The 26764-nt window shown below is 69.0% G+C and carries 26 protein-coding genes; 10 read left to right on the top strand and 16 right to left on the bottom strand.

The window, feature by feature from the left end; translation table 11 throughout:
• The first annotated feature begins 86 nt into the window (after window positions 1–86).
• From CKW34_RS05505 to pth, 3 genes are all read left to right on the top strand, one after another.
• Complete coding sequence (locus CKW34_RS05505; RefSeq protein ID WP_059381633.1) at window positions 87–1265, top strand: aminotransferase class V-fold PLP-dependent enzyme; 1179 nt, start codon at window positions 87–89, stop codon at window positions 1263–1265.
• A gap of 218 nt (window positions 1266–1483) precedes the next feature.
• Window positions 1484–2092 carry a 50S ribosomal protein L25/general stress protein Ctc gene (locus CKW34_RS05500; RefSeq protein ID WP_059381634.1) on the top strand — a complete coding sequence of 203 codons (609 nt, stop codon included), beginning with the start codon at window positions 1484–1486 and terminating at the stop codon, window positions 2090–2092.
• Between the two features lie 95 nt (window positions 2093–2187).
• The gene (gene pth, locus CKW34_RS05495) at window positions 2188–2760 is read left to right on the top strand and encodes an aminoacyl-tRNA hydrolase (RefSeq protein WP_059381761.1); all 573 of its coding nucleotides are present in this window, start codon (window positions 2188–2190) and stop codon (window positions 2758–2760) included.
• Between the two features lie 33 nt (window positions 2761–2793).
• On the opposite strand, the gene CKW34_RS05490 is transcribed toward pth, so the two are convergent.
• Window positions 2794–4431: a fatty acyl-AMP ligase gene (locus CKW34_RS05490; protein WP_059381635.1), complete on the bottom strand. Its 1638-nt coding sequence runs from the start codon at window positions 4429–4431 to the stop codon at window positions 2794–2796.
• 205 nt (window positions 4432–4636) lie between these two features.
• On the opposite strand from CKW34_RS05490, the gene CKW34_RS05485 reads away from it, so the two are divergent.
• Together CKW34_RS05485 and CKW34_RS05480 are read left to right on the top strand one after the other, a co-directional pair.
• Window positions 4637–6319 carry a peptide chain release factor 3 gene (locus CKW34_RS05485; protein ID WP_059381636.1) on the top strand — a complete coding sequence of 561 codons (1683 nt, stop codon included), beginning with the start codon at window positions 4637–4639 and terminating at the stop codon, window positions 6317–6319.
• Window positions 6320–6420: 101 nt separating this feature from the next.
• Window positions 6421–7035 (top strand): hypothetical protein, encoded by a 615-nt coding sequence (locus tag CKW34_RS05480; RefSeq protein ID WP_064059819.1) that lies wholly within the window; start codon window positions 6421–6423, stop codon window positions 7033–7035.
• Between the two features lie 17 nt (window positions 7036–7052).
• On the opposite strand, the gene CKW34_RS05475 is transcribed toward CKW34_RS05480, so the two are convergent.
• From CKW34_RS05475 to CKW34_RS05455, 5 genes are all read right to left on the bottom strand, one after another.
• Window positions 7053–8093: an enoyl-CoA hydratase/isomerase family protein gene (locus tag CKW34_RS05475; protein WP_059381638.1), complete on the bottom strand. Its 1041-nt coding sequence runs from the start codon at window positions 8091–8093 to the stop codon at window positions 7053–7055.
• Between the two features lie 49 nt (window positions 8094–8142).
• The gene (locus CKW34_RS05470) at window positions 8143–8814 is read right to left on the bottom strand and encodes a pyridoxine/pyridoxamine 5'-phosphate oxidase (RefSeq protein ID WP_059381639.1); all 672 of its coding nucleotides are present in this window, start codon (window positions 8812–8814) and stop codon (window positions 8143–8145) included.
• Window positions 8815–8839: 25 nt separating this feature from the next.
• The gene (locus CKW34_RS05465) at window positions 8840–9274 is read right to left on the bottom strand and encodes a VOC family protein (protein ID WP_024103221.1); all 435 of its coding nucleotides are present in this window, start codon (window positions 9272–9274) and stop codon (window positions 8840–8842) included.
• A gap of 14 nt (window positions 9275–9288) precedes the next feature.
• Window positions 9289–9771 carry a nuclear transport factor 2 family protein gene (locus CKW34_RS05460; protein ID WP_059381640.1) on the bottom strand — a complete coding sequence of 161 codons (483 nt, stop codon included), beginning with the start codon at window positions 9769–9771 and terminating at the stop codon, window positions 9289–9291.
• Window positions 9772–9904: 133 nt separating this feature from the next.
• A complete protein-coding gene (locus tag CKW34_RS05455) occupies window positions 9905–10513 on the bottom strand; it encodes a TetR/AcrR family transcriptional regulator (RefSeq protein ID WP_059381641.1) in 609 nt (202 codons plus the stop codon).
• Between the two features lie 100 nt (window positions 10514–10613).
• Between CKW34_RS05455 and CKW34_RS05450 the strand changes: the two genes are divergently transcribed.
• Genes CKW34_RS05450 through CKW34_RS05440 form a run of 3 tightly spaced genes read left to right on the top strand, consistent with a single transcriptional unit; the run spans window position 10614 to window position 14076 of the window.
• Window positions 10614–12128 carry a hypothetical protein gene (locus CKW34_RS05450; protein ID WP_059381642.1) on the top strand — a complete coding sequence of 505 codons (1515 nt, stop codon included), beginning with the start codon at window positions 10614–10616 and terminating at the stop codon, window positions 12126–12128.
• The gene (locus CKW34_RS05445; protein WP_059381643.1) at window positions 12125–12919 is read left to right on the top strand and encodes an enoyl-CoA hydratase/isomerase family protein; all 795 of its coding nucleotides are present in this window, start codon (window positions 12125–12127) and stop codon (window positions 12917–12919) included. Before CKW34_RS05450 ends, CKW34_RS05445 begins: the two co-directional genes overlap by 4 nt.
• Window positions 12920–12921: 2 nt before the next feature.
• Window positions 12922–14076 (top strand): acyl-CoA dehydrogenase family protein, encoded by a 1155-nt coding sequence (locus CKW34_RS05440; RefSeq protein ID WP_059381644.1) that lies wholly within the window; start codon window positions 12922–12924, stop codon window positions 14074–14076.
• A 74-nt stretch (window positions 14077–14150) separates the two neighbouring features.
• Here the strand turns inward: CKW34_RS05440 and CKW34_RS05435 are convergent, their stop codons facing one another.
• From CKW34_RS05435 to CKW34_RS05425, 3 genes are all read right to left on the bottom strand, one after another.
• The gene (locus tag CKW34_RS05435; RefSeq protein ID WP_059381645.1) at window positions 14151–14588 is read right to left on the bottom strand and encodes a DUF6069 family protein; all 438 of its coding nucleotides are present in this window, start codon (window positions 14586–14588) and stop codon (window positions 14151–14153) included.
• Between the two features lie 73 nt (window positions 14589–14661).
• Entirely contained in the window at window positions 14662–16455 is a 1794-nt protein-coding gene (locus tag CKW34_RS05430) for an ABC-F family ATP-binding cassette domain-containing protein (RefSeq protein WP_059381646.1), read from the bottom strand.
• A gap of 43 nt (window positions 16456–16498) precedes the next feature.
• The gene (locus CKW34_RS05425) at window positions 16499–17434 is read right to left on the bottom strand and encodes a 4-(cytidine 5'-diphospho)-2-C-methyl-D-erythritol kinase (protein ID WP_059381647.1); all 936 of its coding nucleotides are present in this window, start codon (window positions 17432–17434) and stop codon (window positions 16499–16501) included.
• 90 nt (window positions 17435–17524) lie between these two features.
• Between CKW34_RS05425 and CKW34_RS05420 the strand changes: the two genes are divergently transcribed.
• Entirely contained in the window at window positions 17525–17791 is a 267-nt protein-coding gene (locus tag CKW34_RS05420; protein WP_059381648.1) for a hypothetical protein, read from the top strand.
• 63 nt (window positions 17792–17854) lie between these two features.
• Here CKW34_RS05420 and CKW34_RS05415 read toward each other — a convergent pair whose 3' ends face one another.
• The 7 genes from CKW34_RS05415 to CKW34_RS05385 form a co-directional block, all read right to left on the bottom strand.
• Window positions 17855–18061 (bottom strand): cold-shock protein, encoded by a 207-nt coding sequence (locus CKW34_RS05415; RefSeq protein ID WP_006553820.1) that lies wholly within the window; start codon window positions 18059–18061, stop codon window positions 17855–17857.
• 226 nt (window positions 18062–18287) lie between these two features.
• A complete protein-coding gene (gene rsmA, locus CKW34_RS05410) occupies window positions 18288–19196 on the bottom strand; it encodes a 16S rRNA (adenine(1518)-N(6)/adenine(1519)-N(6))-dimethyltransferase RsmA (RefSeq protein WP_059381649.1) in 909 nt (302 codons plus the stop codon).
• A gap of 53 nt (window positions 19197–19249) precedes the next feature.
• On the bottom strand, window positions 19250–20377 hold the full coding sequence (locus tag CKW34_RS05405; RefSeq protein ID WP_059381650.1) for a resuscitation-promoting factor: 1128 nt from the start codon (window positions 20375–20377) through the stop codon (window positions 19250–19252).
• 499 nt (window positions 20378–20876) lie between these two features.
• Entirely contained in the window at window positions 20877–22556 is a 1680-nt protein-coding gene (locus tag CKW34_RS05400) for a sulfatase-like hydrolase/transferase (protein ID WP_059381651.1), read from the bottom strand.
• Between the two features lie 141 nt (window positions 22557–22697).
• On the bottom strand, window positions 22698–23126 hold the full coding sequence (locus CKW34_RS05395; protein ID WP_059381652.1) for a DoxX family protein: 429 nt from the start codon (window positions 23124–23126) through the stop codon (window positions 22698–22700).
• Between the two features lie 79 nt (window positions 23127–23205).
• Window positions 23206–24282, bottom strand: a complete 1077-nt coding sequence (locus tag CKW34_RS05390; RefSeq protein WP_059381653.1) for a maleylacetate reductase — start codon at window positions 24280–24282, stop codon at window positions 23206–23208.
• Window positions 24283–24322: 40 nt separating this feature from the next.
• A complete protein-coding gene (locus tag CKW34_RS05385; RefSeq protein WP_059381654.1) occupies window positions 24323–25153 on the bottom strand; it encodes a TatD family hydrolase in 831 nt (276 codons plus the stop codon).
• A 22-nt stretch (window positions 25154–25175) separates the two neighbouring features.
• Here CKW34_RS05385 and metG point away from each other — a divergent pair, with 22 nt between their 5' ends.
• On the top strand, window positions 25176–26756 hold the full coding sequence (gene metG, locus CKW34_RS05380) for a methionine--tRNA ligase (protein WP_059381655.1): 1581 nt from the start codon (window positions 25176–25178) through the stop codon (window positions 26754–26756).
• Window positions 26757–26764 lie beyond the last annotated feature (8 nt).

Below are 26764 nucleotides of genomic sequence, written 5' to 3'. Positions count from 1 at the left end.
GGATAACGCACCGGTGCGTGCGCGAACCCACTCCACCGGGCAGGCTCGACCCCGACGATACGGACGACCGAGGAGGTGAGGGGTCCGTGCTGGACCTTCAGGCGGCCCGACGCGACACACCGGGATGCTTCGACCGGGTCTTCCTCGACAGCGCCGGCTCGTCGCTGCCGCCGACGCCGGTGCTCGAGACGATGCTCGCGCACCTGCGCCGAGAGGCCGAGGTCGGCGGGTACGTGGCGGCCGACGAGCGGCTCGACGACCTGACGGCCGTGAAGACCTCGCTCGGTCGCCTGTTCGACGTGCCGGAGACCTCCGTCGCACTGTCCGACGGGGCCTCGCGGGCATGGACGTCCTTCTTCTACGCCGTGCCGCTGCGACCCGGCGACCGCATCCTGATCTCGCAGGCCGAATACGCCGCGAACGCGATCGCCGCGCTGCAGCGCGCGCGGGCGACCGGCGCCACCGTCGAGGTCGTTCCGTCCGATCCGTCCGGTCGCATCGACGTCGAGGCACTCGAGGGGACGCTCGACGAACGGGTGCGGCTCGTGTCCGTCGTGCACGCCCCCACCAACGGCGGGCTGGTCAACCCCGTCCGGGAGATCGCCGACGCCGCGCACGCGGTCGGGGCGCTCGTGCTGCTCGACGCGTGCCAGTCGGTGGGGCAGCTGCCGGTGAGCGTGCCCGAACTCGACGTCGACGCGCTGTCGGGCACCGGGCGCAAGTGGCTCCGCGGTCCGCGCGGCACCGGGTTCCTCTACGTGCGCCCACGACTGGTGACCGAACTCGAACCGGCCGTGCTCGACCTGCACAGTGCCTCGTGGACCTCGGCCGACAGCTACGAACTCGCCCCGGACGCCACCCGCTTCGAGATGTGGGAGGCCGGGGTGGCGGCCAGGCTCGGGCTCGGCGCTGCCGTGGACTACCTCCTCGACCTGGGTGTCGACGCCGTGTCCGAGGCGGTGGCCTACCGGGCCGGGCACGTGCGCGACGGGCTCGCCGGCATCGACGGCGTGACCGTCACCGATCTCGGCGAGCAGCGCAGCGGCATCGTCTCGTTCACCGTGGACGGCCGCGACCCGCAGGAGGTCCGCGACGCCCTGGCCGAGCGGTCGGTGACGGTCACGGTCAGCAACCGCAGCTCGACGTTGCTGGACATGACCTCGCGCGACCTGCAGTCGGTGGTGCGGGCGTCGCCCCACTACTTCGTCTCCCCCGCCGACGTCGACAGGTTCCTCGCCTCGGTGCACGACATCGCCCGCTCGTGAAGCTCGCGCGGGCCGACGACAGGGCTGTTTGTCCCCGCTCGACGTCGTCCGGTAAAGTGGTTCGAGTTGTCTCGGCGAGGGTGAACCGCAATATCGCTGGATCACCGTGATCGACGCGGCTGCGACGGAAGCAATGTGCTCCCCGGTCGCACGTGTCGGATCCGTTCGTTCGAGAACACCCGACCACGAAGTGCCACCAGCGTAGGAGCCGTCACATCATGTCCGACGAGAATCGTCTCGTAGCCAGCGTCCGCACCGAGTTCGGCAAGGGTGCCGCACGCCGCGCCCGTCGCGCCGGCCAGGTCCCCGCCGTCCTCTACGGCCACGGCACCGAGCCCCGGCACCTCGCCCTCCCCGACCTCGAGTTCGCAGCCGTGCTGCGTAACCACGGCACCAACGCCATCCTCACCCTCGACATCGACGGCGAGGACCAGCTCGCGCTGACCAAGTCGGTCGTCGTCCACCCCATCCGCCGCTACATCGAGCACGCCGACCTGCTCGTCGTGAAGAAGGGCGAGAAGGTCACCGTCGAGGTGCCCGTCGTCCTCGCCGGTGAGGCCGGCTCCGGCACGCTGGTGGTCAACGAGGTCAACACCATCAAGCTCGAGGCCGACGCCCTGAACATCCCCGAGGAGATCACCGTCTCGATCGAGGGCGCCGAGGCCGGCACCCAGATCCTGGCCGGTGGCGTCGAGCTGCCCGCCGGCGCGACCCTGCAGGACGATCCCGAGCTGCTGCTCGTGAACATCGTCGAGGCTCCCTCCGCCGACGCCATGGAAGGCGCCGAGGGCGAAGAGACCGCCGAAGAGGCCTCCGAGGAGGCCTGAGCCATCACCGGCTCCCTGTGAAGTCACTCGTGCGGCGCGTCATCCCTTCGGGGTGGCGCGCCGCACGTCGTTCGAATGCACGGAAGGATCAGTTCGTGGGCGACGACGCCGCGCTCGTGGTCGGTCTCGGCAACCCCGGCCCGAAGTACGAGAACACCCGGCACAACATCGGATTCATGGTGGTCGACGTGCTGGCCGGACGCGTCGGCGGCAAGTTCTCCGCGCACAAGCGCAGCAACGCCGACATCGTGCAGGCCCGGCTCGACGGGCGGCAGGTGATCATCGCGAAGCCGCGCACCTACATGAACCTGTCCGGCGGCCCGGTCGCCTCCCTTGCCAAGTTCTTCTCGGTCGATCCCGCGAACGTGATCGTCGTGCACGATGAACTCGACCTGGACTTCGGGACGATCCGGCTCAAGCTCGGCGGTGGTGAGAACGGGCACAACGGCCTGCGGTCCACCTCGTCGGCGCTCGGCACCAAGGACTACCTGCGGGTCCGGATGGGCATCGGCCGCCCGCCCGGCCGCCAGGATCCCGCCGACTTCGTGCTCAAGCCGTTCTCGGCCACCGAACGCAAGGAACTCGACGTGTGGTGCGAGGAAGGCGCCGACGCCGTCGAACTGCTGCTGAAGCTCGGTCTCGAAGGCGCCCAGAACCGCATCCACTGACCACCCGCCTCCGCCGAGGAGGCGTGCGTGAGGTCAGGCTCGCGTCAGCAACGCCAGCGAGGTGCCGCGACGCAGCTTGCCCGAGGAGGTCTTCGGGATGCTGCCGGGGCCGAGCACCGCGACCGTGCGGGGCCGCACGCCCACCTCGGCGACCACCGCGTGCACGACGTCGTGTTCGATGCGGCGCACCTCGTCCGGATGGTCGAAGAGTTTGGTCTCCACCGCCACCGCGAACGATTCCCGCTTGTCCCCCGCGTCGAGCCGGATGGCGACGGCGTTGCCGGGACGCACGCCGTCGACGGTCCCCGCCGCTCGTTCGATGTCGGTGGGATAGATGTTGCGGCCGCCCATGATGATGACGTCCTTCACCCGGCCGCACACCACGACGAGCCCTTCCTCGGTGAAGTAACCCGCGTCGCCGGTGTCGAGCCAGCCGTCGGCGTCCTGCGCGGGTACGGGCCCGTCCACGGTGAGATAGCCGTGCGTGACGGCCTCGCCGCGCAACTGGATGATGCCCACGCCGCGGGCTGGCAGCACCTGTCCGTCACGGCCGACGACCCGGCCCTCGAGACCGGCCACGAGACGGCCGAGGGTGGGCATGCGGCGCGCGTGGGTGCGGTTGGTCGGCACGGCCATCCCGCCGGCCTCGAGCAGGTCGGGGTCCACCACGTCGAGCACCATCCCGCGTCCCGGATCGGGGACCGACACCGCGAGCGTGGTCTCGGCCATCCCGTAGGAGGGCGCGAGGGCGGACGGGTCGAGACCGAAGCGCTCCCCGGCCTCCGCGAGGGCCTCCATCGTGTCGGGATCGACCGGCTCGGCGCCGTTCCACATCCAGCGCATCGACGACAGGTCGAGCGCGCCGTCCGGCGCCTGCGACAACTTCCGGGCCAACAAGGAGTACGCGAAATTCGGTGCTGCGGTGAGCGTTCCGTGGTACTTGCTGATCAGCTCCGCCCACAGGATCGGCGAGCGCAGGAAGTCCAGCGGCGTGACCGACACGACCTCGGCGCCCACCTGCATGGGGACGCTGAGGAAGGCCACCATGCCCATGTCGTGGAACAGCGGCAGCCAGCTGATCATGACGTCGTCGTCGAGCGAGAACTTGACGCGGTCCATCATCGCCGTCGCGTTGGCGTAGAAGTTGCCGTGCGTGATCCGCACCGCCTTCGGCGAGCCGGTGGACCCGGACGTCAGTTGCTGCAGCACGATGTCGGACTCCGCCGTGTCGACGGGATCGACGGGCTTCCCCTCCCGCATCCGCTCCACGGTGACGACGGAGATGCCGCGTTCGCGCAACAGCGGCTCCGCGATCTCGAAGGGTGCGCCGAGCACGACGGCCCGGGCGTCGATCATCTGCAGCACCACCTCGGTGTCGTGCGACCACATCTGCAGGTCGGTGCGCGGGGTGGGCTGGTGCAGCATCGTCACGCTTCCGCCGCGCATCCACACGGCCTGGCAGACCGGTGCGATGTCCACCGGTTGGCCTGCGAGGACGCCCACCGCGTCGCCGGGTCCGATACCCGCCGCAGCCAGTGCGCCGGCCATGCGGCGGGCCTGACGGTGGATCCGTCCCCAGCTCTGCCGCAGCGGCGTATCCGGTTCGCCGGTGATCAGAGCCCCGGTGTCCGACTCCGCCGTCGCGTACATCTCCTCGGTGAACCTGCTCACGACCCGCTCCTCGTCCGGTGGTGCACGACCTCGATCAAGATCCGGTAGTTGCACATCAGCGTGCGCCTTCGAGGGGTCGGGATGGCGCGGCCTCGGGGAAACGTGATCGAATCTGGCGGAAATCGACACCGAATCGCCGAGTAACATGGACGAGTTGGCGGCGATAGCGCCCCTACTCCCTGCCCCCTTCGAGAGGTTTTTCCCGTTGAGCACCCCGCACGCTTCGGCCGACAGTCAATCCACCGGCGCCTCGAAGCCTGCGTCCGCGAAGGAGGTCAGAGCCGAAGCCGAGCGCAGACGCACCTTCGCCGTCATCTCCCACCCCGACGCCGGTAAGTCGACGCTCACCGAGGCGCTCGCCCTGCACGCGAAGGTCATTTCCGAGGCCGGCGCGGTCCACGGCAAGGCCGGCCGCAAGTCGACGGTCTCCGACTGGATGGAGATGGAGAAGGCCCGCGGCATCTCCGTCAGCTCCACCGCTCTGCAGTTCAACTACACCCGCTCGGACGTCGCGGGCACCGACGACGAGGTCGTCAACGTCGTCAATCTCGTCGACACCCCCGGTCACTCCGACTTCTCGGAGGACACCTACCGCGTCCTCACCGCCGTCGACGCCGCCGTCATGCTCATCGACGCGGCGAAGGGTCTCGAGCCGCAGACCCTGAAGCTGTTCCAGGTGTGCCGCCACCGGGGCATCCCCGTGGTCACCGTCATCAACAAGTGGGACCGCCCCGGCCGGACGCCGCTGGAACTGCTCGACGAGATCGACGAGCGCATCGGCCTGACGCCGACTCCCCTGTTCTGGCCCGTGGGTATCGCGGGCGACTTCCGCGGTCTGCTGCGCCGCGGCGAGGACGGAGACGCGGCCGAGTACATCAAGTTCACCCGCACGGCCGGCGGCGCCAAGATCGCACCCGAGGAGCATCTGTCCCCCGACGAGGCGCTCGCCCTCGAGGGCGACACCTGGGTCGAAGCCGCCGAGGAATCCGAACTGCTGTCGGCCAACGGCCAGGACCACGATCAGGAGCTGTTCCTCGCCGGGCAGACCTCCCCGGTGATCTTCGCGTCGGCGATGCTCAACTTCGGTGTGCGGCAGATCCTCGACACCCTGATCACGCTCGCACCACCGCCGCGGGCCCGCCTCGCGATCGACGAGACCGCTCGCGAGGTCGACGATCCGTTCAGCGCCGTCGTGTTCAAGGTGCAGGCCGGCATGGACACCGCCCACCGCGACCGGCTCGCGTTCATGCGAGTCGTCTCGGGTGTGTTCGAGCGCGGCATGGTGGTCACGCACGCGCAGACCGGCAAGCCCTTCGCCACCAAATACGCGCTGACGGTCTTCGGCCGCGAACGCTCCACGGTGGAGAACGCCTATCCCGGCGACGTCGTCGGCCTGGTCAACGCGACCGCGCTGGCACCGGGCCACACCCTCTATGTCGACAAGAAGGTGGAGTTCCCGCCCATTCCGTCGTTCGCGCCCGAGCACTTCGCGATCCTGCGGGCCGAGAGCGCCTCGAAGTACAAGCAGTTCCGCAAGGCCGTGGACCAGCTCGACTCCGAGGGCGTCGTGCAGATCCTCCGCAACGACGTCCGCGGCGACGCGTCGCCGGTGATGGCGGCCGTGGGTCCGATGCAGTTCGAGGTGGTCGCGGCGCGGATGAAGGCCGAGTACAACGTCGACCCGAAGATCGAGCATCTCGGCTACTCGCTCGCGCGTCGCACCGATGCGGCCTCGGCCGACGAGCTGAACCGCCAGCGCGGCGTCGAGGTGTTCACCCGGTCGGACGGCGTGCTCCTCGCTCTCGTCAGCGACAAGTGGCGGCTGCAATACATCCTCAAGGAGCTGCCGGAGCTGACTCTCGAACCGTTGGTCGCCGCGACCGACTGAGCGTCCCGACGACGCCGGACAGGTAGTGCGTCCAGCGGATTTTACTGATACTTTCCCTTCCGTCGATCCGACGTATTCGGGTGGAATCAGGAGTTGTGTCGATGAACGACGACGTACCGGCCACGGCCGGTGAGGACCTGTCGTCCGGTGGGACGGCGGATTCGGGCAGGCGATCCGGACGCGCGAAGCGCTCGGGCACCTTCGTCTACCCGCTGCCGAGCACTCCTCTTCCGAGCAGTACCCCGCTGACGAGTACGCCGGATCCCGGAACACACCGCACGAGCATGGGGGATGCATCGCTCGAAGGTGACCCGGCCGGCGGGGTGGGCGCCGGCAATTCCGAGGAAGGAACGACCCTGGTGAGCAGCACCGGCACGAACGGCTCCGCGAGTGGGCCCGCCACCACCACGACGACCACGACGGCCACCGAGAGCCTCGGCACGATCACCACACCGGGCCCGGTCCCGTCGCGGCGCAATTCGATGGGCGTGGCATCGGTGCGTATCGCCGCGCGACTCGCACAGAACGAACTGACCTCCCGCGACTCGCGCGGCATCGGCTCGCACGGCGACCCGATAGCGGACGACGACGAACTGCTCACCCTGCTCGGCGAGTACCTGCTCGCCGGTGGGCTGGAGAAACCCGAGATCCACGCGACCCTCGGTGGGCAGCCCATCGTCGTCGACCTGCAGGTACCGCAGCGTCACTCCCGGTAGAGGCGGTAGGTCGCGGGTTATCCGTCGCCGAACAGTGCGGCGATCGCCGCCGGATCGACGTCCTCGAGCGTCGCGGGCGACCACTGCGGGTCGCGGGTCTTGTCGACGAGCACGGCGCGCACACCTTCGATGAAGTCCGGCGTCGCGGCGACGCGCACGGCGACGTCGAGTTCGTGGGCGAAGCATTCCTCGAGCGTGCTCTCGGCACCGCGTCGCATCAGTTCGGCCGTGGCCCACACGCTCGTCGGCGACAACGACCGCAGGGCCGTGCGGGTCTGCTCGGCCCACTCGGCGTCGATGTCGGCGAGGCTGTCGAGGCGGGTCGCCATGTCGAGCACCGTGCCGTCGCCGAACACCGTCTCGATGTCGGGGAAACGCTGCGCCAGGGAGGATTCGGGGGCCGGTTCGACGAACTCGTCGAGGGCGTCGCGCCACTGCCCGGCGCGGATGCGGTCGGCGAAGTCGTCGATGCGGGCGCTGGGCACGTAGTGCGTGGCCAGGCCGACGGCCAGCGCGTCGCCCGCATCGATGCGGGCGCCGGTGAGTCCGAGATACATCCCCACCGCATCGCACCGCGCGGTGGTGCCGCGCAGGCGCGGGAGGAAGTGGCTCGACCCGATGTCGGGAACGAACCCGATGGCCGTCTCGGGCATGGCCATCGTGGTCTTCTCGGTGGTGACGCGCACCGCGCCGTGCACCGAGATACCGAGGCCACCCCCCATCGTGACGCCGTCGAGGACCGCGAGATACGGCTTCGGGTAGGTGGCGACCAGCTCGTCGAGGCGGTACTCGTCGGCGAAGTACTCGCGGACGGTGTCGAAGCGCCCCTCGAGGGCCAGCTCGCGCACCGGCTTGACGTCGCCACCGGCGCAGAACGCGCGGTCGGAGGCACTGGTGACGAGCACGGCCGTGACGGCCGGGTCGTCGCGCCAGGCGAGAAGCGACGAGCGGATGTCGCGGATCATCGACCGGTCGAGCGCGTTGAGCGCACCGGGACGGTCGAGTTGCACTTCGCCGACTCCGTTGGCGACGCGTGTGCGGATGAAGGACTCATTCACGGGCGGGAGCCTACCGGTCGCGGGCGACTCGTCCCTGCCACGCGACACGTCATGGATGAAGTTCCTCGGTGACCCACCGCTCCCCCGCACGCCGGTAGCGATACCGCAGGTGCCGCCGGCCGGGATCCGCCTGCCAGAACTCCACGGCCTCGGCGGCGACGCACCACGCCGTCCAGTGCGGTGAGACGAGGTCCGGATCGTGTTCGAGCGCGGTCAGGCGTTCCCGTACGAGGTCGTCGTACTCGGCGGAATCGGTGAGGGCCTCGCTCTGGTGTCCCGTGGAGGCGACGGCACGGGCGAAGACCGACCGTTCCCGGAAGTCGCGGGCACACACCTCGGGTGGGCCGGCCAGGACGGGCCCGCGCACGCGTACCTGCCGGCCGAGTTCGCGCCAGTACACGGTGAGCGCGGCGGCCGGTGTCGCGTCGAGCTGGCGGCCCTTCGGGGAACGGTCGTCGCCGGAGAACCACCAGCCGTCGTCGGTGACGTCCTTGATCAGCAGCATGCGCGCGTCGGGCGTTCCGGACGGGTCGACGGTCGACAGGGTCGCGGCGTGCGGCTCGGCGACGCCGGCCTCGGTCGCCTCGGTGAGCCAGCGGAGGAAGGTCTCCTGCGGCGTCGCGGCCGGTGCGAACGGCGGCGCGGACGCCGTGAGGGTGGGCAGGGCCCGGATCCAGCCGCGGGTATCGGGAAACTCACTGCGACGCGCGATCTCACTCATCGCCGCATGGTACCGATCCGGGAGCTCACTCCCGAGGTGGCGGCAGCTTGCCGGTCAGCGGGCCGACGAGCATCCAGCGATGCCCGAAGGGGTCGAGCAGGGTGGCGTTGCGATGACCGTGGGCCTCGTTGATCCACCTCTCGACCGAACCGCCGGCCAGACGGGCGCGGGTGAGCACCGTGTCGGTGTCGGCCACCTCGAGCATCAGGCTCACCGAGACCGCCCCCTCCTGCGGCGCCGTGAGTCCGAGTTCGGGGAATTCGTCTGCGAGATAGATCATTCCGCTGGGGAACCGCAGTTCGGCGTGCCCGACGCGACCGTCGTCCATGACGACCGGCTCGGCGGTCAGCGACGCTCCGAAGACCCGGGTGTACCACTCGATCGCCTCGTGGGCCCGCGGCACCGTCAGATAGGGCAGCGCCCCCGGACGGGGAAAATCGCCGGAACCCTCCGAGACCATCTCGTCGTCCCCGCTCAGGACGCTTTCGGTTGCTGCAGCAGTGCCCATCGATTGGTCGTCAACCGGACCGAAGGCGAGTCGCCCATGCATGTGACCGTCTCCCAGTTGCGTTGATATCCGGTGCGGCTGATCCGCCAGCATCCGTCGTCACCGAGGCTGTACCGATCGTGATAGTAGGCCGAGCCGCGCAGCATCATCCCGTCCTCGGGGATGATCACGGTGTCGGACAGCAACCACACCCCGGTGGCGCTGCGGCCGTCGTCGGCGATGTCGATCTCGGGATGGGAACAGGTGTGCTCCGTGATCAAGCGCGTTCCCAGCGTGTTCTCGAGGAAACCAATGAAGGCGTCGCGTGAGTCGAAAACGAGATGCTCCCCGTAGACGGCGTGTGCGTCGGGGGTGAGGGTGTTCGCCAGCTCGTCCCAGTCCTTCGTGTCGAGCGCTCGCGCATAACGGTGTTTGAGCCGCGTGATCTCCGCTACCGCCTGCACATCCATCGTCAGCCTCCCATTGGCGCCCCCTGCGAGTATTCGCATTCCAGGCTAGCCCGGACGACCGGCGCAGACGGCCGGAATCACACTGTTACCAGGCAGCATTCGATCGCGATTCGGTCACGGGAGGGCGTGCCGGTCACGACTCGGGACGGCGCAGCGCGCGGATGGTCGCGTCGACGACGAGTTCGGCGTAGTCGTCGTCGACGCTCTGGTCCGGGGTGGCCAACGCGAACAGGGCATGACTGAGCACGGTGCCGGTGACCATCTCGAGCAGCAGCGTCGCCGAGGTGTCGGCGGGGAGTTCGCCGCGCTCGACGGCGCGGTGCACGATCGTGCGCGCCGCGAGCACGCGGCTGCGGTTGAGGGTGTGGATCAGCCGGGCGAGCAGTTCGGGGTTGGCGCGGGCGTCGAGCGCGACGCGCAGGCTCACCAGGCCGGGGGTGGTCCGGTAACCGCGCAACAGCTGCCGGGCGAGTTCGACGAGATCGGATCGGAGCGCGCCGGTGTCGATCGGCACGGGCAGCGGGCTGCGCGCTTCGAGGGCCTGGACCAGCAGGTCGTCCTTGCTCGACCACCGGCGGTAGAGGGCGGCGCGCCCCACCCGCGCGCGTCGTCCGACCGCGTCGAGCGTGAAGCCACGCCAGCTCGTCTCGGAGTACACCTCGAGCACGGCGTCGAACACGCGGTCCTCGAGGTCGGCGTCGCGGGGGCGTCCGCGGCGGCGCGGTGCGGGTGCTTCGGTCACGTCGGGAAAGTGTGCCAGACCACTCCTCGATTTACAGACTGAAATCGTCCGTATTAAGCTGACGGCGTCCTCCTCCCCCAGAGCAGACCGAAGGAACGCCATGACCGACCCCACTCGGGTTCCCGTCGTGATCGGCGTCGGCGACCTGCGCTCCGGCCGTGCCGGTGCGCCCGCCGACCCGCGTGAACCGCTCGACCTCATCCACGAGGCCACCCTCGCCGCGATCGCCGACTCCGGCGCCGATCTCGCCACGCGGATCGACACCATCCACGCGATCAAGACCGCGAGCTGGAACTACGACGACCTGCCGGGCCTGCTCGCCGAACGTCTCGGCGCGACGCCCGAGCACACGTCGACCACGCCGATCGGCGGCCATTGGCCGGCGGCCCTGCTCGATCGCATCGGCCACGACATCGCCGCGGGCACCAGCACCGTCGCGCTGCTCGTCGGCGGCGAGGCGCAGGCCTCGGCGACCAACTCGTACAAGGCCGGAACGGATCCGGTCACGCTCGGATGGACCACCGCCCCGGGCGGCCCCGCGCCGATCAGCAACGAGGACCTCGGCAGCCCGGCGATGCAGCGCGCCGGGATGATCGTCCCCACGCGGGTCTACCCGCTGTTCGAGAACCGGCTCAGCCACGATCTCGGGCACTCGCGCGAGAAGTCGCTCGACTGGTCGGCGACGCTGTACGCCGCCTTCTCCGAGTTCGCCGCCGAGAACCCGGCGTCCTGGAACCCCGAGCGCCGTACCGCCGACGACATCCGCACCATCGCCGGTAAGAACCGCCTCGTCACCGATCCGTACCCGCTGCTGGTCAACGCGATGCCGTTCGTCGACCAGGCCGCTGCCGTGGTCGTCACCTCGCTCGCCGTGGCCCGCGAACTCGGCGTCCCCGACGACCACCTGCTCTACGTGTGGGGCGGCGCCGGCGCGACCGAGCCCTCGGACGTGCTCGCCCGCGGCGACTTCGGACGCTCCGCCGCACTCGACGATGCGCTGCGGCGCACGCTGTCGGCGACCGACCTGCGTCCCGGCGACTTCGACATCATCGACGCCTACAGCTGCTTCCCCGTGGTCCCGAAGCTGCTCATCGAGCAGCTCGGCCTCCCCCGCGACACCGTCCCGTCGGTGACCGGCGGCCACTCCTTCTTCGGCGGCCCGCTCAACAGCTACACGCTGCACTCGGTGGTGTCGGTGGCCAAGCGGCTGCGCCAGGACGGCGAGCTCGCCCTCGTGCACGGCAACGGCGGCTACCTGACCTACCAGCACGTCGTGGTCCTCGGCTGCGCACCGCACACCGACGGCTACGTCGGCGACCCCGAGCACGTGCTGCTCGAGCCGTCCGCGCCGGAGACCGCCACCGATTACAGCGGCGAGGTCCAGATCGTCACCGCCACGGCCGAATTCGGTCGCGACGGCAACCCGTCGGTCGGTTTCCTCGTCGGCCTCACCCCCGACGGCCGGCGTGTCTCCGGCCAGACCGACGCCACCGGCGCCGCGGTCCTCGCCGCCGGTGCCGACATCGTCGGCGAGACCGTCCACGTCACCGACAACGGTGGCACTCTCACCGTCACCCGCATCGAGCACCTGTCCCCCGAGGAGTCCCAGTCGTGAGCGAACCCGTCGTTCTCGTCGAGAAGCGCGAGCACGTCCTGCTCGTCACCATCAACCGTCCCAAGGCGGCCAACAGCATCAACGCCGACGTGCACCAGGCACTCGGTGAGGCCTGGGACCGCGCCGAGGAGGACCGCGACGTGCGCGTCGTGGTGCTCACCGGCTCCGGCGACGCCGTCTTCTGCGGCGGCGCCGACCTCAAGGCCCTCGGCACCAAGGGACCGGACGGCGTCACCCCGCCCGAGACCGCGCACTGGGGCTTCGCCGGTGTCGTCAAGCACCACATCTCCAAGCCCGTCATCGCCGCGGTCAACGGCACCGCCCTCGGCGGTGGCACCGAACTCGCCCTCGCGAGCGATCTCGTCGTTGCCTCCGAGAGCGCCGAATTCGGTCTGCCCGAGGTGCACCGCGGCCTGATCGCCGGTGCCGGTGGTGTCTTCCGCATCGGCCAGGCCATCCCCCGCGCCGTCGCGATGGAACTCGTCCTGACGGGCAAGCCGATGTCGTCCGCCGACGCGCTGCGCTGGGGCCTCGTCAACCGGGTCGTCCCGCAGGCCGAGGTCCTCGACACCGCTCTCGCTCTCGCCGCCGACGTCGCGAAGGGCGCTCCGCTCGCCGTGCAGGCCAGCAAGACCGTCGCGCGCGGCATCATCGACGGCAACGTCCCCGCCGAGGACCTGCCCTGGGAGCTGACCGACAAGGCCCTTGCACGTCTCACCACCAGCGCCGACACCCTCGAAGGTGTCATGGCCTTCATGCAGAAGCGCGAACCCGTCTGGAAGGGTGAATAGGCATGACCACCACCGAAGTGATCCGCTGGGACACCGACGAGCAGAAGGCGCTCCGTCAGCTCGCCGCCGACTTCACGCGCAAGGAGATCGTCCCCCACCTGGACGAGTGGGAGCGCGCCGGCGAGATCCCGCGCGAACTGCATCGCAAGGCCGCCGACGCGGGCCTGCTCGGCGCCTCGGTCGCAGAGGAGCACGGCGGCTCGGGCGGCACCGCCCTCGACATGCTCGCGATCCTCGAGGAGATCATCCTCGCCGGTGGTTCGTCGGGCCTGATCTCGGCGCTGTTCAGCCACGGCATCGCCACCCCGCACATCGTCTCGTCGGGCAACACCGACCTGATCGAGCGGTTCGCGCGTCCCGCGCTCGAGGGTCGCGCGATCGGTTCGCTCGCGATCTCCGAGCCCAGCGGCGGCTCCGACGTCGCGAACATCCGCACGACCGCGCGTCGTGACGGCGACGAGTACGTCATCAACGGTGCGAAGCTCTACATCACCTCGGGTACACGCGCCGACTTCGTGACCACCGCGGTGCGCACGGGCGACGCCGGCGCCGGTGGCATCTCGCTCGTCGTAGTCCCTACGGACACACCGGGTTTCACTGTCTCCCGCAAGCTCGACAAGATGGGCTGGCTGTGTTCGGACACCGCCGAGCTGTTCTACGACGACGTGCGCGTGCCGGTCTCCAACCTCATCGGCGCCGAGAACTCGGCCTTCGGGCAGATCGCGCAGCAGTTCCAGGGTGAGCGCCTGTCGCTGGCCTTCCAGGCCGTCGCCACCGCGCAGCGCTGCTTCGACCTGACCGTCGAGTGGGTCAAGTCCCGCGAGACGATGGGCCGTCCGCTGTCGAAGCGCCAGGTCGTGCGTCACCGTCTCGCCGAGCTCGCCACCGAGATCACTGCGGCACAGACGTTCTGCCGCTCGGTCGCCGAGCGGTGGGTCAACGGCGAGGGCATGCTGCTCGAGACGTCGATGGCGAAGAACAACGCCGTCAAGGTCTGCGACCACGCCGTCATGGAGGCGGTTCAGCTCTCCGGTGGTATCGGCCTGATGCGCGAGAGCGAGGTCGAGCGCCACTTCCGCGACGCCCGCGTCCTCGGCATCGGCGGCGGCACCAACGAGATCATGAACGAGATCATCAGCAAGCTGCTCGGCCTGTAGGTCTCCGCCCGAACTCGGGGGAGGAAATGTTCGACTTTCCTTGCGGAAGCGCACATTTCCTCCCCCTACTCGTGTCAGGCACGCGCACGGAGCATCTCCAGTGCGACGACGACCACCACGGCGATCACGACGTGCATCAGCGCCAGGGCGACGGTGCTCGGCGTGTCGAAGTCCGCGGAGATCGTGCCCTGGATCGTCGCCAGCGGCAGCAACGCCCCGACGACCTGGGCGATCCGCGCGAAACCGTTCCACCACAGGGTGAGCAGGGCCGCGACGGAGAGACCGACGGTGAGCGGGACGACGGACATGAGCACCACGCCACCGGGCGCCGCGCTCACCACCTCACCGGCGTCGGTGTGTTCGAACGAGCCACCCGCGACGAGCCCGACGGCCCACAGCACGAGGTCGATCACCAGTGCGGTCATGACGGACGCGGCGACCACCACCGCGGAACGTGCGAGTCGGGACTGCGGGAGATGCGTAGAGGTACCGGATGTTTCGGTGACGGACATGGATCCTCCTGATGGGCGTTCCTTCTGACGACGCCCATCCTGCGACCTCGAGCCGACTCGAGGTCAAGAGGATTCAGTCGAGATCTTCGGCGAGCTCCATCCACTGCTCCTCGGCCGCTTCCTTCTCCGCGACCACCTCACGCAACTTCGCGTCGAGCTTCTGCAGCCGGTCGGGATCGGTCGCCGCCTCCGCGAGGTCGTGGTGCAGCTTCTCCTCTTTCTCGGTCAGCTTCGCGACGAGACGCTCGAGGCGCGACAGTTCCTTGCGCGCGGCACGTTCCGCGGCACCGTCGCGTTTCTTCGGCTGCTCCGCGGCGTCACCGGTCTTCGAGACGGTCGACGCCACCGACGGCACGTCGCCGTCGCCCATGGCCGTGCGCCGACGCAGGTACTCCTCGATGCCGCCGGGAAGGTTCGTGAGCCGGCCGTCGCCGAACAGGGCCCACGTCGAATCACAGATGCGTTCGACGAGATACCGGTCGTGGCTGATGACCACGAGGGTTCCGGCCCAGCCGTCGAGCAGGTCCTCGAGCTGCTGGAGTGTGTCGATGTCGAGGTCGTTGGTGGGCTCGTCGAGGAGCAGCACGTTCGGTTCGGCCATGAGCACACGCGTGAGCTGCAGCCGGCGACGCTCACCACCGGACAGGTCGCCGACGGGGGTGCGCTGCCGCGCCGGTGTGAAGCCCAGACGTTCGGCGAGCTGACCGGCGGAGATCTCCTTGTCGCCCAGCGTGATCCGCTCGGCCACGTCCTTGACGGCGTCGAGCACCCGCATGTCGGTGGGCAGGTCGTCGAGTTCCTGCCGCAGCCAGCCGATCTCGACGGTCTGCCCCTGGACGCGACGTCCCTGTGCCGGTTCGAGTTCGCCCGCGAGCGTGCGCAGCAGGGTCGTCTTGCCCGAGCCGTTGACGCCGACGAGACCGATCCGCTCGCCCGGGCCGAGACGCCAGGTGAGGTCGCGGACCAGTTCGCGGCCGTCCGGGGTGGTGAGGGTGGCGTCCTCGAGTTCGATGACGATGCGGCCGAGGCGGCGCTTCGCGAAGGAGGCCAGCGCCACGGAGTCGCGCGGCGGCGGCACGTTCGCGATCAACGCTTCGGCGGCCTCGATGCGGTACTTCGGCTTCGATGTGCGGGCCGGGGCGCCGCGTCGCAGCCACGCGAGTTCCTTGCGGGCGAGATTGCGGCGGCGTTCCTCCATAGCGTCGGCCTGGCGCGAGCGCTCGGCGCGCGCGAAGATCCAGTCGTTGTAGCCGCCCTCGTAGCTCTCGACCCGGCCGTTCACGACCTCCCAGGTGCGGGTCGCGACAGTGTCGAGGAACCAGCGGTCGTGGGTGACGACGACGAGCGCGCTGCGCCGCGACAGCAGGTGCTCGGCGAGCCACTGCACGCCTTCGACGTCGAGATGGTTCGTGGGCTCATCGAGGACGAGCAGGTCGAGATCCTGCACGAGGGCTGAGGCAAGGGCGACCCGGCGACGCTCACCACCGGACAGACCGTCGACGACCGCGTCGAGACCGAGATTGTCGATGCCGATACCGGTGAGCACCGAGCGGATGCGCGCATCACCGGCCCACTCGTGCTCGGCCACGTCGAGCGGCCCGAGGACCACCTCGCCGACGGTCGAGCCCTCCGGCAGACCGCCGCGCTGCGTCACGACGGCCATGCGCAGACCGTTCACGCGGCTCACCCGGCCCGAATCGGGCTCCTCGATGCCGGCGAGCACCTCGAGCATCGTCGTCTTGCCGCCGCCGTTGAGGCCGACGACACCGATCCGCTCCCCCTCGTTCACGCCGAGGGACACCGAGTCGAGCAACGGCTTGATGCCGAACGACTTCGAGACCTGTTCGAGGTTGATCAGATTCGCCACGTGGAGGAACGCCTTCCGAGGATTGCGGGGATGTACTACGGGATCAGGGGTGTGCGGGATCGGCGTCGCCGACGACACGGGCGCCGGGCACCGGACCGGAGGCGACCCGCACCGTACGGCACACACCGGCACCGGCGAGTTCGGCACTCACGGTGACGGCGGCGTGCTGGTCCTCGACGAGGAACGCGCACGTGGGGCCGGAACCGGAGACGATGCCCGCCAGGGCCCCGGCCTCGACACCCGCTCGGAGCGTGCGTCGCAGCATCGGGTCGAGGGACAGGGCCGCGGCCTGCAGGTCGTTGCCGAGCAGCGGCGCGAGCCGGTGCGCATCACCGGAGCCGAGCGCGGAGAGCACGGCATCGGCGCTGCCGACGCGCTGAGGTTCTCCCTCGGCACGCAGCCGGTCGAGTTCACGGAAGACGACCGGTGTGGACAGACCACCCTTCGCGAGGGCCAGTACCCAGTGGAAGGTGCCGCGGGTGAGGACGGGGACGAGGCGCTCGCCCCGCCCTGTTCCGATCGCCGTTCCGCCGTGGAGGCAGAACGGCACGTCGCTGCCGAGGCGGGCGGCGAGATCCGCGAGGTCCTCCCGGGGCGCCCCGATGCCCCACAGCGCGTCGAGCGCGACCAGCGTCGCGGCAGCGTCGGCGCTGCCACCGGCCATTCCGCCGGCCACGGGGATGCCCTTGTCGATCGTGATCGCCACGTCGGGTGTACGTGCGGCCCGTTCCGCCATCATCTCGGCGGCGCGCCACGCCAGGTTCGTCGAATCGGTGGGCACCGACTCGGCGCCCGCGCCGCGCACCGTCACGCTCAGGGTGTCGGCCGGGACCACCGACACCTCGTCGTACAGGGACAGGGCCTGGAAGACGGTGTGCAGGTCGTGGTAGCCGTCGGGACGGAGGTCACCCACCGCGAGATGCAGGTTGACCTTGGACGGGACCCGCACTGTCACGGGGGTCGGCACGACGGAAAGCACGAGTACAGAGCTTACTCGGGATACGGACGCTTCCCGACCGCCGCGGCCACGCTCTACGATCGGGCGACTCGTGAACACACTGGAGGAAATGTGACTCGATCCGTACGCAATGCGGTTGCCGTCTGCGTCGTCGCCGCGGCCGCCACGCTCGGCACCGCCGGCGTCGCCTCGGCCGAACCGGCTCCGCCGCGCGTCTGCTCGCTCGGCGACCTGGTCCCGCGCTCGCTGAATCTCGTGGACTGCGTCAACCCGCCCACCGGCTCGGCCGGAGTGGCCACCGGTTCGGCCGACTCCGCCGGCTCGTCGACCGGCTCGTCCGGCCTGGGCATCACCGGCTACGGGGCGATGATCGGCTGACCGGATACAACGAATCCGGGCCGGCACCCTGAGGTGCCGGCCCGGATTCGGAGAGTATCGGTATCAGCCGATGACGTTCACGCCGGTGGCCTGCGGGCCCTTCTGGCCCTGGCCGATCTCGAAGCTCACGCGCTGGTTCTCCTCGAGGGTGCGGAAGCCGCGGCCCTGGATCTCGGAGAAGTGCACGAAGACGTCAGCGGAGCCGTCCGAGGGAGCGATGAAGCCGAAGCCCTTTTCGCCGTTGAACCACTTCACAGTACCTTCAGCCATGTTGCTGTCCTTCGCTTGCAGGCAGAACGGATATAGACGTTCTGTCTCGTCGGGAGTCGGTTTCGGCTCCCGGGTCTGTCACTACACGGCTGAAACGATTCCATCGTGGCTATCGCCTCCGCTCGCAACCAGAAATGTGCGAGGGGTAAACCACGAACACACTACCTAACGACCGAGGGCAACTTAACCACACATCGCATCCGACCGCCAGGAAGAGTGGCCTAGATCACTCCACCCCTGCGAGCCGCACGAAGGCTGCGGCGTCGAGCTTCTCCCCGCGGGTCGACGGCTCGATACCGGCCGCCAGCAGGCGCCTCTCGGCCTCCGCGGGCGAACCCGCCCATCCACTCAGCGCTGCGCGCAACGTCTTTCGCCGTTGCGCGAAGGCCGCGTCGACGACGGCGAAGACCCGGGCGCGCGTCCGGGCGTCGGTGGGCCACGGTGGCTCCGCATAGCGGTCGACGCGCACGAGGCCCGATTCCACCTGGGGAACGGGCCAGAAGACCGCACGCCCGACAGCGCCGGCCCTGCGGACGTCGCCGAAGAACCGGGCCTTCACGCTGGGTACGCCGTAGATCTTGCCACCCGGTTCGGCTGCGAGCCGATCGGCGACCTCGGCCTGCACCATCACGAGAGCGGTTCGCAGAGTGGGGAATTCGGAGAACAGGTGCAGCAGCACCGGCACCGCGACGTTGTAGGGCAGGTTCGCGACGAGCGCGGTGGGCGTGACGGGAAGGTCCTTCGGCAGCACCTTCATCGCGTCCATGTGCACGACGTCGAAGCGGTCGGCGAGCCGCGGGGCCCGTTCCTGCACGGTCGTGGGAATACGCTGCGCGAGAACGGGATCGAGCTCGACCGTAACCACACGGTCGACGACGTCGAGCAGGGCGAGGGTGAGCGAACCCAGGCCGGGCCCGACCTCGAGCACGACATCCTCCGGGCCGACCCCGGCGACGTTGACGATGCGGCGCACCGTGTTCGCGTCGTGCACGAAGTTCTGGCCGAGCTGCTTCGTCGGGCGCACCCCGAACTCCTCCGCGAGTGCACGGACCTCGGCGGGTCCGAGCAGCGCGGCGAGGCCGCGCGGAGAAGCCGGGGTGGCCCTCGGAGTGGTTTCGGGATCGTCTGCTGACACGTGGTGAACCTAGCGCACTCGGGAGCAGGTCACACCGTGCACACCCGTGCCGGTCAGCGCAGACCGAGCTTGCTGGTGCAGGCCGGCCATGCGCCCCAGCCCTGGGCCGCCTGGACCTTCTCCGCGACGGCGATCTGCTGCTCGCGGGTCGCGAGATCGGCGCGCGGTGCGTACTGGGTGCCGCCGAAGCCGGCCCACGTCTGCTGCGTGAACTGCAGGCCGCCGTAGAAACCGTTGCCGGTGTTGATGGCCCAGTTGCCGGTCGCCTCGCACTGGGCGATGGAGTCCCAGGTCGACGCGCGACCCGAGGCCGGCACAGCAGGTTTCGGCTTGGTGCCGACGCGGATCACGACGGGCCGCGGCTCGGCGAGGACCTTCGAGTCGGTCTCGGTGCGTCCGACCTCGACACCGTTGACGGTGTGGACGTCGAAGGTCACCGATCGCTCACCCGGAGCACCCGGGTCGTTCACGGCGGTCTCGCCCTCGAGCATGTTCGGATCGTCCACGCGGTTCTCCGGCGGGGCGATCGGCAGGTTCTCGGTCCGCGACTCGGTCCGGTCGCGGGTGACCACGACCTCCATGCCCTCCGCGAGCTCCGCGTCGAGGGCAGGGGTGACACTGTCGGCCTGCTCGAGCTTCGCGCCCTGGGCCTCGAGGAACTCGGCGACCGTCGGCGCTGCGACGCGCACCTCGGCGGCGGGCGCGCCGTTGTCGGCGAAGCGCACCGTCTTGGGGTTGACGACCTCGAGATCGGCACCGTCGAGCGGAAGGCGGTGCGAACGGGAGGCGGAGACGTAGGCGTCGTCGGAGAGGCGGAACTGGTCGAGCACCTCGTCGACGGTCAGCGCGGTGGTCCACACCGAGCGCTCCTCACCGTCGACGGTGAGGCGCAGCTCACGGGCCTGTCGCAGGACGATGGTGTCGCCATCGGAGACGGACGAGTCCACGGCCGGGGCCACGACGTCGTTCTCGTCGACGGTGTAGCCGGCGGCGGCCAGGATGTCGCCGACGTTGGAGTTCATCGTGCCGAAGGCACGCTGCTCACCGTCGACGTCGAGGACGACGTCCTTGTGCTGAACCACAGCAGTGGCACCACCGGCACCGAGGGTGACGAAGACGGCGGCGACCACCGAGTAGAACACCGGCGACTTGACGCGATTGATCTTGATGAAAGGTGACACGATTATTTCCAGACGGACGACAACTGTGATTACAGCACGGTAACGAGACGGCATTGTTATTGCAACTTCATCGCCTCTAGCTGCACTGATAATGATTTCTGTCAGATCACGACGCCCGTCACAAATATCGAACAGGTATTACCTCGACCATTTCGGCGTGCCCGAAATCGCCATTTTCTAGCGATACTCGGAAAAGGGAATTCCTCTCGTTTCGGACACCGGGGACAGAAATTCCGTGAGGCGGTCGAGGTTCTCGCACATCTGTGCCGCATCCCATCCGAAGCGGTCGAGGTGTCGACACCCACAGGCTCCGACGCGGCAGGTGGTCACGCACCGGAGAGGAAGGAGGCTTCGCCGCACGCGAGGGCCTCGTGCAGGGCCGTGAGCGGCACTACCGGCACAGCACCGAACGGCAGCGCGGATCGCGAACACGGCCGGCGGACCACCGGCGCACAGCGGATCGCCTACCGGTGGTCGTGGTTGCCGATGAGCGGCTTCGTCAGCGCCCTGCCGAGCCGCTGGGGACGGGGAGATCGGCGGATCCGCTCGGTACGGGGAACTGCGGAATCGGCACGGTGGGGGTGGTGCCGGTGCGGGCCATCACGTCCATCAGGACGGCGTGCATGGTCGCGACCTGCACCGGGTCGAAGTTCGCGAGATCGAGCGGGTTCGCGCGGTTGCGTGTCTCGAGCGGATCGTCGTGCAGGTCGTAGAGCTCGAACTGCGGCAGCGCGCGTCCCGACGGGTCGAAGTACATCGCGTACTTCCACCGGTCCTGCCGGACGGCACGGATGTGGTTGGGCTGCTTCACCGTCGTCTGCCCGTTGGCCGCGGCGGCGTTCTCGTCGTCGAAGGTGAACAGGACGGTGTCCTGCACCTGCGGCGGAGTGGCACCGGACGACGCACCCTCTATGACGGGTGTCAGGTCGACGCCCTTGAACGTCCACGCCGAACGGTCGGGCACGGCCGCCATCGTCGCGAGGGTGGGCATGACGTCGATCAGCGACGCGAGCGCGTCGGTGGACACCGGCCTCGGGAACATCACCGGATTGCTCACCACGAGAGGAACATTGAGGGTCTCTTCGTAGGCGTTGAAGGCCTTCTGACGGAGCCCGCCGTGGGACAGCCCCATCTCGCCGTGGTCGGCCACCCGGAAGGCGACGGTGCGTTCGCGCATGCCCGAAACCGATTCCAGCGCATCGAGAACGGTCCCGATGTGTTGGTCGACGACCTTGTGCATGTAGGCGTACAGGTTGACGTACTGCCGTGCCGCCTCGGGACCGACGAGCGGACCGAGCGCGCCCGCGAGCAGCAGGAGCAGCTCGGCCTGAGCGGTGGGCTTGAAGTTGCGGAGCAGGTCCTCGTCGATGGTGGGCGGCAGGTCGATTCCCTGCTCGAACGCCTCGGGCGCGAAGGCGCCGTAGTTGTTGCAGTCGCCGTCGACCTGGTCCCAGGTCTTCGGGTACGAGAGGATGTCGTGGGGATTGGCGAACGACACGATGAGCGCGAACGGCCTGTCGTCGGAGGCACTTCGCGACCGCAGGAACTCGGCGGCGTCGGAGGCGATCTTGCCGTCGCGGTCGGCGCAGCCACCCCCGAAGTTCTCGGGTGCGGTGTCCTGCCCGGCCTCCGGGGGCTCCCATCCCGCGAAGCCGTACCGCGCGATGTCCTCGGGCGACGGGTCGCCGCCGTCGGCACCCTTGCTCATGTGCCATTTGCCGCGGTAGTGGACGTCGTATCCGGCGGAGAGCAGCATCTTCGCCATGTTCTGGCCGTCCACCGGCAGCACGGGTTCGGTGGGCGAGAGCGTGCCGCCCTCGGTGAGGGTGCTCACCACGCCGTGCTGGGCGGGATAGAGCCCGGTGAAGAACGTGCTGCGGCTGGGCGAGCACATCGCGGCGTTGCAGAACGATCGTGTGAAGGTCAGCCCGGTGTCGGCGAGCCGCTGCCGATTGGGCAGATTGTTGCGCGCCCAGTCGGCCGGCCAGTGCATCGGCTGACGCTCCTGGTCGGTCATGATGATGAGGATGTTGGGACGCTGCGGTGTCCGAGGCTGTGCCGCAGAGGTTCCGGCGCCCACGAGGCCGGCAGCGAGGAGTGCGCCTGCGCCCACGAGGAAGGTCCGTCGATTGACATTCCACGTGGTGTCGCGACGCGGAACAGCTTGCTGCACGGTCATATCGATCCTGTCGGAGAAATCCGTGAACGCACATGTCGTGCAGGAGAATAACAAGACATATGCGAAAAGCGCGCGTCATCGGACGGAAAAGGCGCTGCGGACGATCGGGAGAAATCGTCCACAGCGCCCCGGAACCGCAGGTCAGGACGTACGCAGGAGCGGAACCCTCCGCGCGAGGAAGCGATCGACGCTGAATGCTCCCGCACCGACCGCGGCGAGCAGGAGAGCCCCCGCGCCGAGCGCGGCCACGAGTTCGAAACCGCCGTCGCCGACGTAGATTCCGTTCTCCACGTGCACGATGAGGAACGCGCCGAACATGAGCAGGAACAGCAGGACGCCGAACACGGGGACGAGCACACCGAGGATGAGCGCGAGACCACCGAGGATCTCGATCCAGGTGGCGACGAACGCAGAGATCGCCGGGGCGGGCACGCCCATTCCTTCGAAGCCCGCCTTGGTGCCTTCGTATCCCCACGAGTTGAACTTCTGCAGTCCGTGCGCGAGGAAGATGACGCCGAGTACGAGCCGGGCGACGAGGATGCCGATGTCGCGGACGAGAGGGGTCTTCATGTCGAGCCTTTCGGGTCGGAGGCCGGAGAGCCCCACTTAGTTGAAGCGACAACTAAGATAGCAACCCGTGGTTGTAGCTTCAACCAGCCTTCTCGACCGGCTCCGGCCGGTTACCGGCGAACGCCTCCCCCAGCAACCGCCGCACACCCACCTCCGTGACCTCCCGGGGATTCGGATACGGCTTCGCCGTCGCCAGTCGCGCCGCCTCGTCCAGATCGGACTCCCGCAACCCCAGTTCCTCGAGACTCGTCGGCCCACCGGCCGCCGCCACGAGGTCGTAGACGCCCGCGGGCGCCGAATCCGTGCCGAGCGCCTGCGCGACCCGCGCCATGACGTGCGGTACCGACGGTTCGTTGTAGGCGAGCGCATGGGGCAGCACGACGGTGTGCGTGGCAGCGTGCGGCAGGTCGAACGACCCACCCAGGACGTGACAGAGCTTGTGGTGCAGCCCCATTCCCGCCGAAGCGAGGCAGGTACCGGAGAGCCACGCGGCGAGCAGCAGATCCGAACGCCCCTCCGGATCGGCCGAATCCGCACCGAGCGCCGGGATACCCCGGGCGATCGCGGCCACGGCCTCGAGCGCGAGAGCATCGACGATCGGATTTGCCTGTTCGGAGTAGAGGGCCTCGATCGCGTGGGCCATCGCGTTGATCGCGCTGGTCACCGCCAGCGGGATCGGCATCGAGGTGGTGAACTCGACGTCGTAGACCACGGTCTCCGGAAGGATGTCGGGCGACGAACGTGTGGTCTTCACCCCGTCGGCGGTCTCGCCGAGAACGGGCGTCACCTCCGACCCGGCATAGGTCGTCGGCAGGATCACCTGATCGATCCCCGTGCGGCGGGCCAGTGCCTTGGCCAGGCCCGTGGTCGAGCCGCCGCCGACCGCGACGACCGCATCGACGTCGTGCTCGGTGACCAGGCCGAGCACCCGCTCGGTCACTTCCACCGGCGTGTGCATGACCGCGCCGTCGAAACGCGCGACCTGCAGATCGCCTAGATACTTCTCGACCAGCTCCGCCTGGTGCCGCACGTGCTCGCCGGCGAGCAGCAGGACGCGCGAACGATCGAGTCGACGTACTTCGTCCGCGACCCGCGAGGCGGTACCGGGGCCGAAGATCACACGTACCGGATGAGAGTTGTAGACGAAGGAGCGCATGCCCGTATTCTCACGACGGGAGTGGGAGCGCGCGTGCCCTTTACGAAAGTCCGTACACCCGCTCGGCGTTCGCGGTGGTGGCCGCGGCCAGTTCGCCGGCGTCCTCACCGCGCACCTCGGCGAGCGCGCGCACGGTGTACGGCAGGCAGTACGACTCGTTCGGCGCACCCCGGAAGGGATGCGGGGTCAGGAACGGCGCGTCGGTCTCCACCAGCACCAGCTCGCGGGGCACGAGCGGCGCCGCTTCACGCAGCGCCTTCGCGTTCTTGAAACTCACGGTGCCCGAGAAGCTCAACAGGTATCCGGCGTCGACGCAGCGACGGGCCATGTCGGCATCCGACGAGAAGCAGTGGAAGATCACCTTCTCGGGTGCACCTTCGTCGTGCAGGACGCGCAGCAGGTCGGCGTCGGCCTCGCGGTTGTGGATCATCAGCGGCTTGCCGAGTCGCTTGGCGAGGTCGATGTGCCAGCGGAAACCCTCCTCCTGCTCGGCCGGTTCGGCGCACCCGTCGAGCTTGCCCGGCCAGTAGAGGTCGAGGCCGGTCTCCCCCACCGCGACGCAGCGCGGGTCGGCGGCGAGTTTCTCGATCTCGGCACGGGTGGCGTCGTCGAGGCTGTTCGCGCGGGTGGGATGGATGGCGACGGCAGCGTAGACGCGGTCGTCCCAATGCGCGGCCCGCACGGCGAAACGTGCCGCCTCGAGATCGTCGGCGACGGTGACGATGCGTCCGACCCCCACCGCGGCGGCACGATCGACGATCGCGGAGGTCGTCGCGGCGTCCTCGGCGCCGCACGCGTCGAGGTGCGTGTGGGCGTCGACGAGGGGGCTCAACGGCTGCGGGGCTTCGGGGGCGGGGCGGGCTGCACTCACGCCCTATAAACTACTGGCCACCATGACTGCGCCTGATTCCTCCCGCCCGGCCGCCGGCGATCCCACCCGCCCGCCGTTCTACGTCACGACCGCGATCGCGTACCCGAACGGCGCCCCGCACATCGGGCACGCCTACGAGTACATCTCGACCGACGCGATCGCGCGGTTCAAGCGTCTCGACGGCTTCGACGTGCGCTTCCTGACCGGCACCGACGAGCACGGTCTGAAGATGCAGCAGACTGCCGCGAAGGAAGGGATCCCGGTCACCGAACTCGCGTCCCGCAACTCGGACGTGTTCGAGGCCATGGACAAGCGGCTGAACATCTCGTACGACCGGTTCATCCGTACCACGGACGCCGATCATCTCGAGGCGAGCAAGGCGATCTGGCAGCGCATGGTCGACTCGGGCGACATCTACCTCGACACCTACGCCGGGTGGTACTCGGTCCGCGACGAGGCGTTCTACACCGACGGCGAGACCACGCTGCTCGAGGACGGTTCGCGGATCTCCACCGACACCGGCACCCCCGTGGAGTGGACCGAGGAGTCCACCTACTTCTTCCGGCTGTCGGCCTACCAGGACAAGCTGCTCGAGCTCTACGAGGAGCAGCCCGACTTCATCGCCCCGGCCACCCGCCGCAACGAGATCGTCAGCTTCGTCTCCGGCGGCCTGAAGGACCTGTCGATCTCCCGCACCACCTTCGACTGGGGCGTTCCCGTCCCCGATCATCCCGATCACGTCATGTACGTGTGGGTCGACGCGCTGACCAACTACCTCACCGGCGCCGGATTCCCCGACACCGGGTCGGAGTCCTACCGCCGCTACTGGCCCGCCGACCTGCACATCATCGGCAAGGACATCACGCGGTTCCACACCGTCTACTGGCCGGCCTTCCTCATGTCGGCGGGCCTCGAACTGCCGAAGCGGGTCTTCGTCCACGGCTTCCTGTTCAACAAGGGCGAGAAGATGTCGAAGTCGGTCGGCAACGTCGTCGATCCGCTCGAGATGGTCGACCAGTACGGCCTCGACCAGCTGCGCTTCTTCCTGCTCCGCGAGATCTCCTACGGCCAGGACGGCAGCTACAGCCACGAGGCGATCGTCACCCGCATCAACGCCGATCTCGCCAACGACCTCGGCAACCTCGCGCAGCGCTCCCTGACGATGGTCGCCAAGAATCTCGAGGGCACCGTGCCCACGCCGGGCGAGTTCACCGCCGACGACGAGGCCATGCTCGCCCAGGCCGACGCGCTGCTCGCGAAGGTGCGCGCCGAGTTCGACTCCCAGGCCCTGCACCTCGGTCTCGAAGCGATCTGGCACGTGCTCGGCGAGACCAACCGCTACTTCTCGGCGCAGCAGCCGTGGGTGCTGCGCAAGACCGATCCCGAGCGGATGGCGACGGTTCTGTACGTCACGCTCGAGGTCGTTCGGATCGTGGGTCTGCTCGTCCAGCCGGTGATGCCCGATGCCGCCGCGAAGATCCTCGATCTCCTCGGCCAGGCACCCGAGGCACGGCAGTTCGACGCCGTCGCGACCCGTCTGGCTCCGGGCACCGCCCTGCCCGCCCCGGCACCGGTGTTCCCGCGCTACGTCGACGAGGACTGAGCGTCCGG

The organism is Rhodococcus rhodochrous (assembly GCF_900187265.1).
Taxonomy (GTDB): Bacteria; Actinomycetota; Actinomycetes; order Mycobacteriales; family Mycobacteriaceae; genus Rhodococcus; species Rhodococcus rhodochrous.
The sequence above is the reverse complement of the archived record's forward strand: the minus strand, read 5'-3'. Positions and strand labels throughout refer to the sequence as shown.

What these genes read in the sequence shown, in the direction of transcription:
- CKW34_RS05500 (WP_059381634.1), top strand. Translation starts at nt 1,484, where the DNA reads ATGTCCGACGAGAATCGTCTCGTAGCCAGCGTCCGCACCGAGTTCGGC.
- CKW34_RS05480 (WP_064059819.1), top strand. Translation starts at nt 6,421, where the DNA reads ATGAACGACGACGTACCGGCCACGGCCGGTGAGGACCTGTCGTCCGGT.
- CKW34_RS05470 (WP_059381639.1), bottom strand. Translation starts at nt 8,814, where the DNA reads ATGAGTGAGATCGCGCGTCGCAGTGAGTTTCCCGATACCCGCGGCTGG.
- CKW34_RS05465 (WP_024103221.1), bottom strand. Translation starts at nt 9,274, where the DNA reads ATGGTCTCGGAGGGTTCCGGCGATTTTCCCCGTCCGGGGGCGCTGCCC.
- CKW34_RS05460 (WP_059381640.1), bottom strand. Translation starts at nt 9,771, where the DNA reads ATGGATGTGCAGGCGGTAGCGGAGATCACGCGGCTCAAACACCGTTAT.
- CKW34_RS05450 (WP_059381642.1), top strand. Translation starts at nt 10,614, where the DNA reads ATGACCGACCCCACTCGGGTTCCCGTCGTGATCGGCGTCGGCGACCTG.
- CKW34_RS05440 (WP_059381644.1), top strand. Translation starts at nt 12,922, where the DNA reads ATGACCACCACCGAAGTGATCCGCTGGGACACCGACGAGCAGAAGGCG.
- CKW34_RS05435 (WP_059381645.1), bottom strand. Translation starts at nt 14,588, where the DNA reads ATGTCCGTCACCGAAACATCCGGTACCTCTACGCATCTCCCGCAGTCC.
- CKW34_RS05415 (WP_006553820.1), bottom strand. Translation starts at nt 18,061, where the DNA reads ATGGCTGAAGGTACTGTGAAGTGGTTCAACGGCGAAAAGGGCTTCGGC.
- CKW34_RS05400 (WP_059381651.1), bottom strand. Translation starts at nt 22,556, where the DNA reads ATGACCGTGCAGCAAGCTGTTCCGCGTCGCGACACCACGTGGAATGTC.
- CKW34_RS05395 (WP_059381652.1), bottom strand. Translation starts at nt 23,126, where the DNA reads ATGAAGACCCCTCTCGTCCGCGACATCGGCATCCTCGTCGCCCGGCTC.
- CKW34_RS05390 (WP_059381653.1), bottom strand. Translation starts at nt 24,282, where the DNA reads ATGCGCTCCTTCGTCTACAACTCTCATCCGGTACGTGTGATCTTCGGC.
- metG (WP_059381655.1), top strand. Translation starts at nt 25,176, where the DNA reads ATGACTGCGCCTGATTCCTCCCGCCCGGCCGCCGGCGATCCCACCCGC.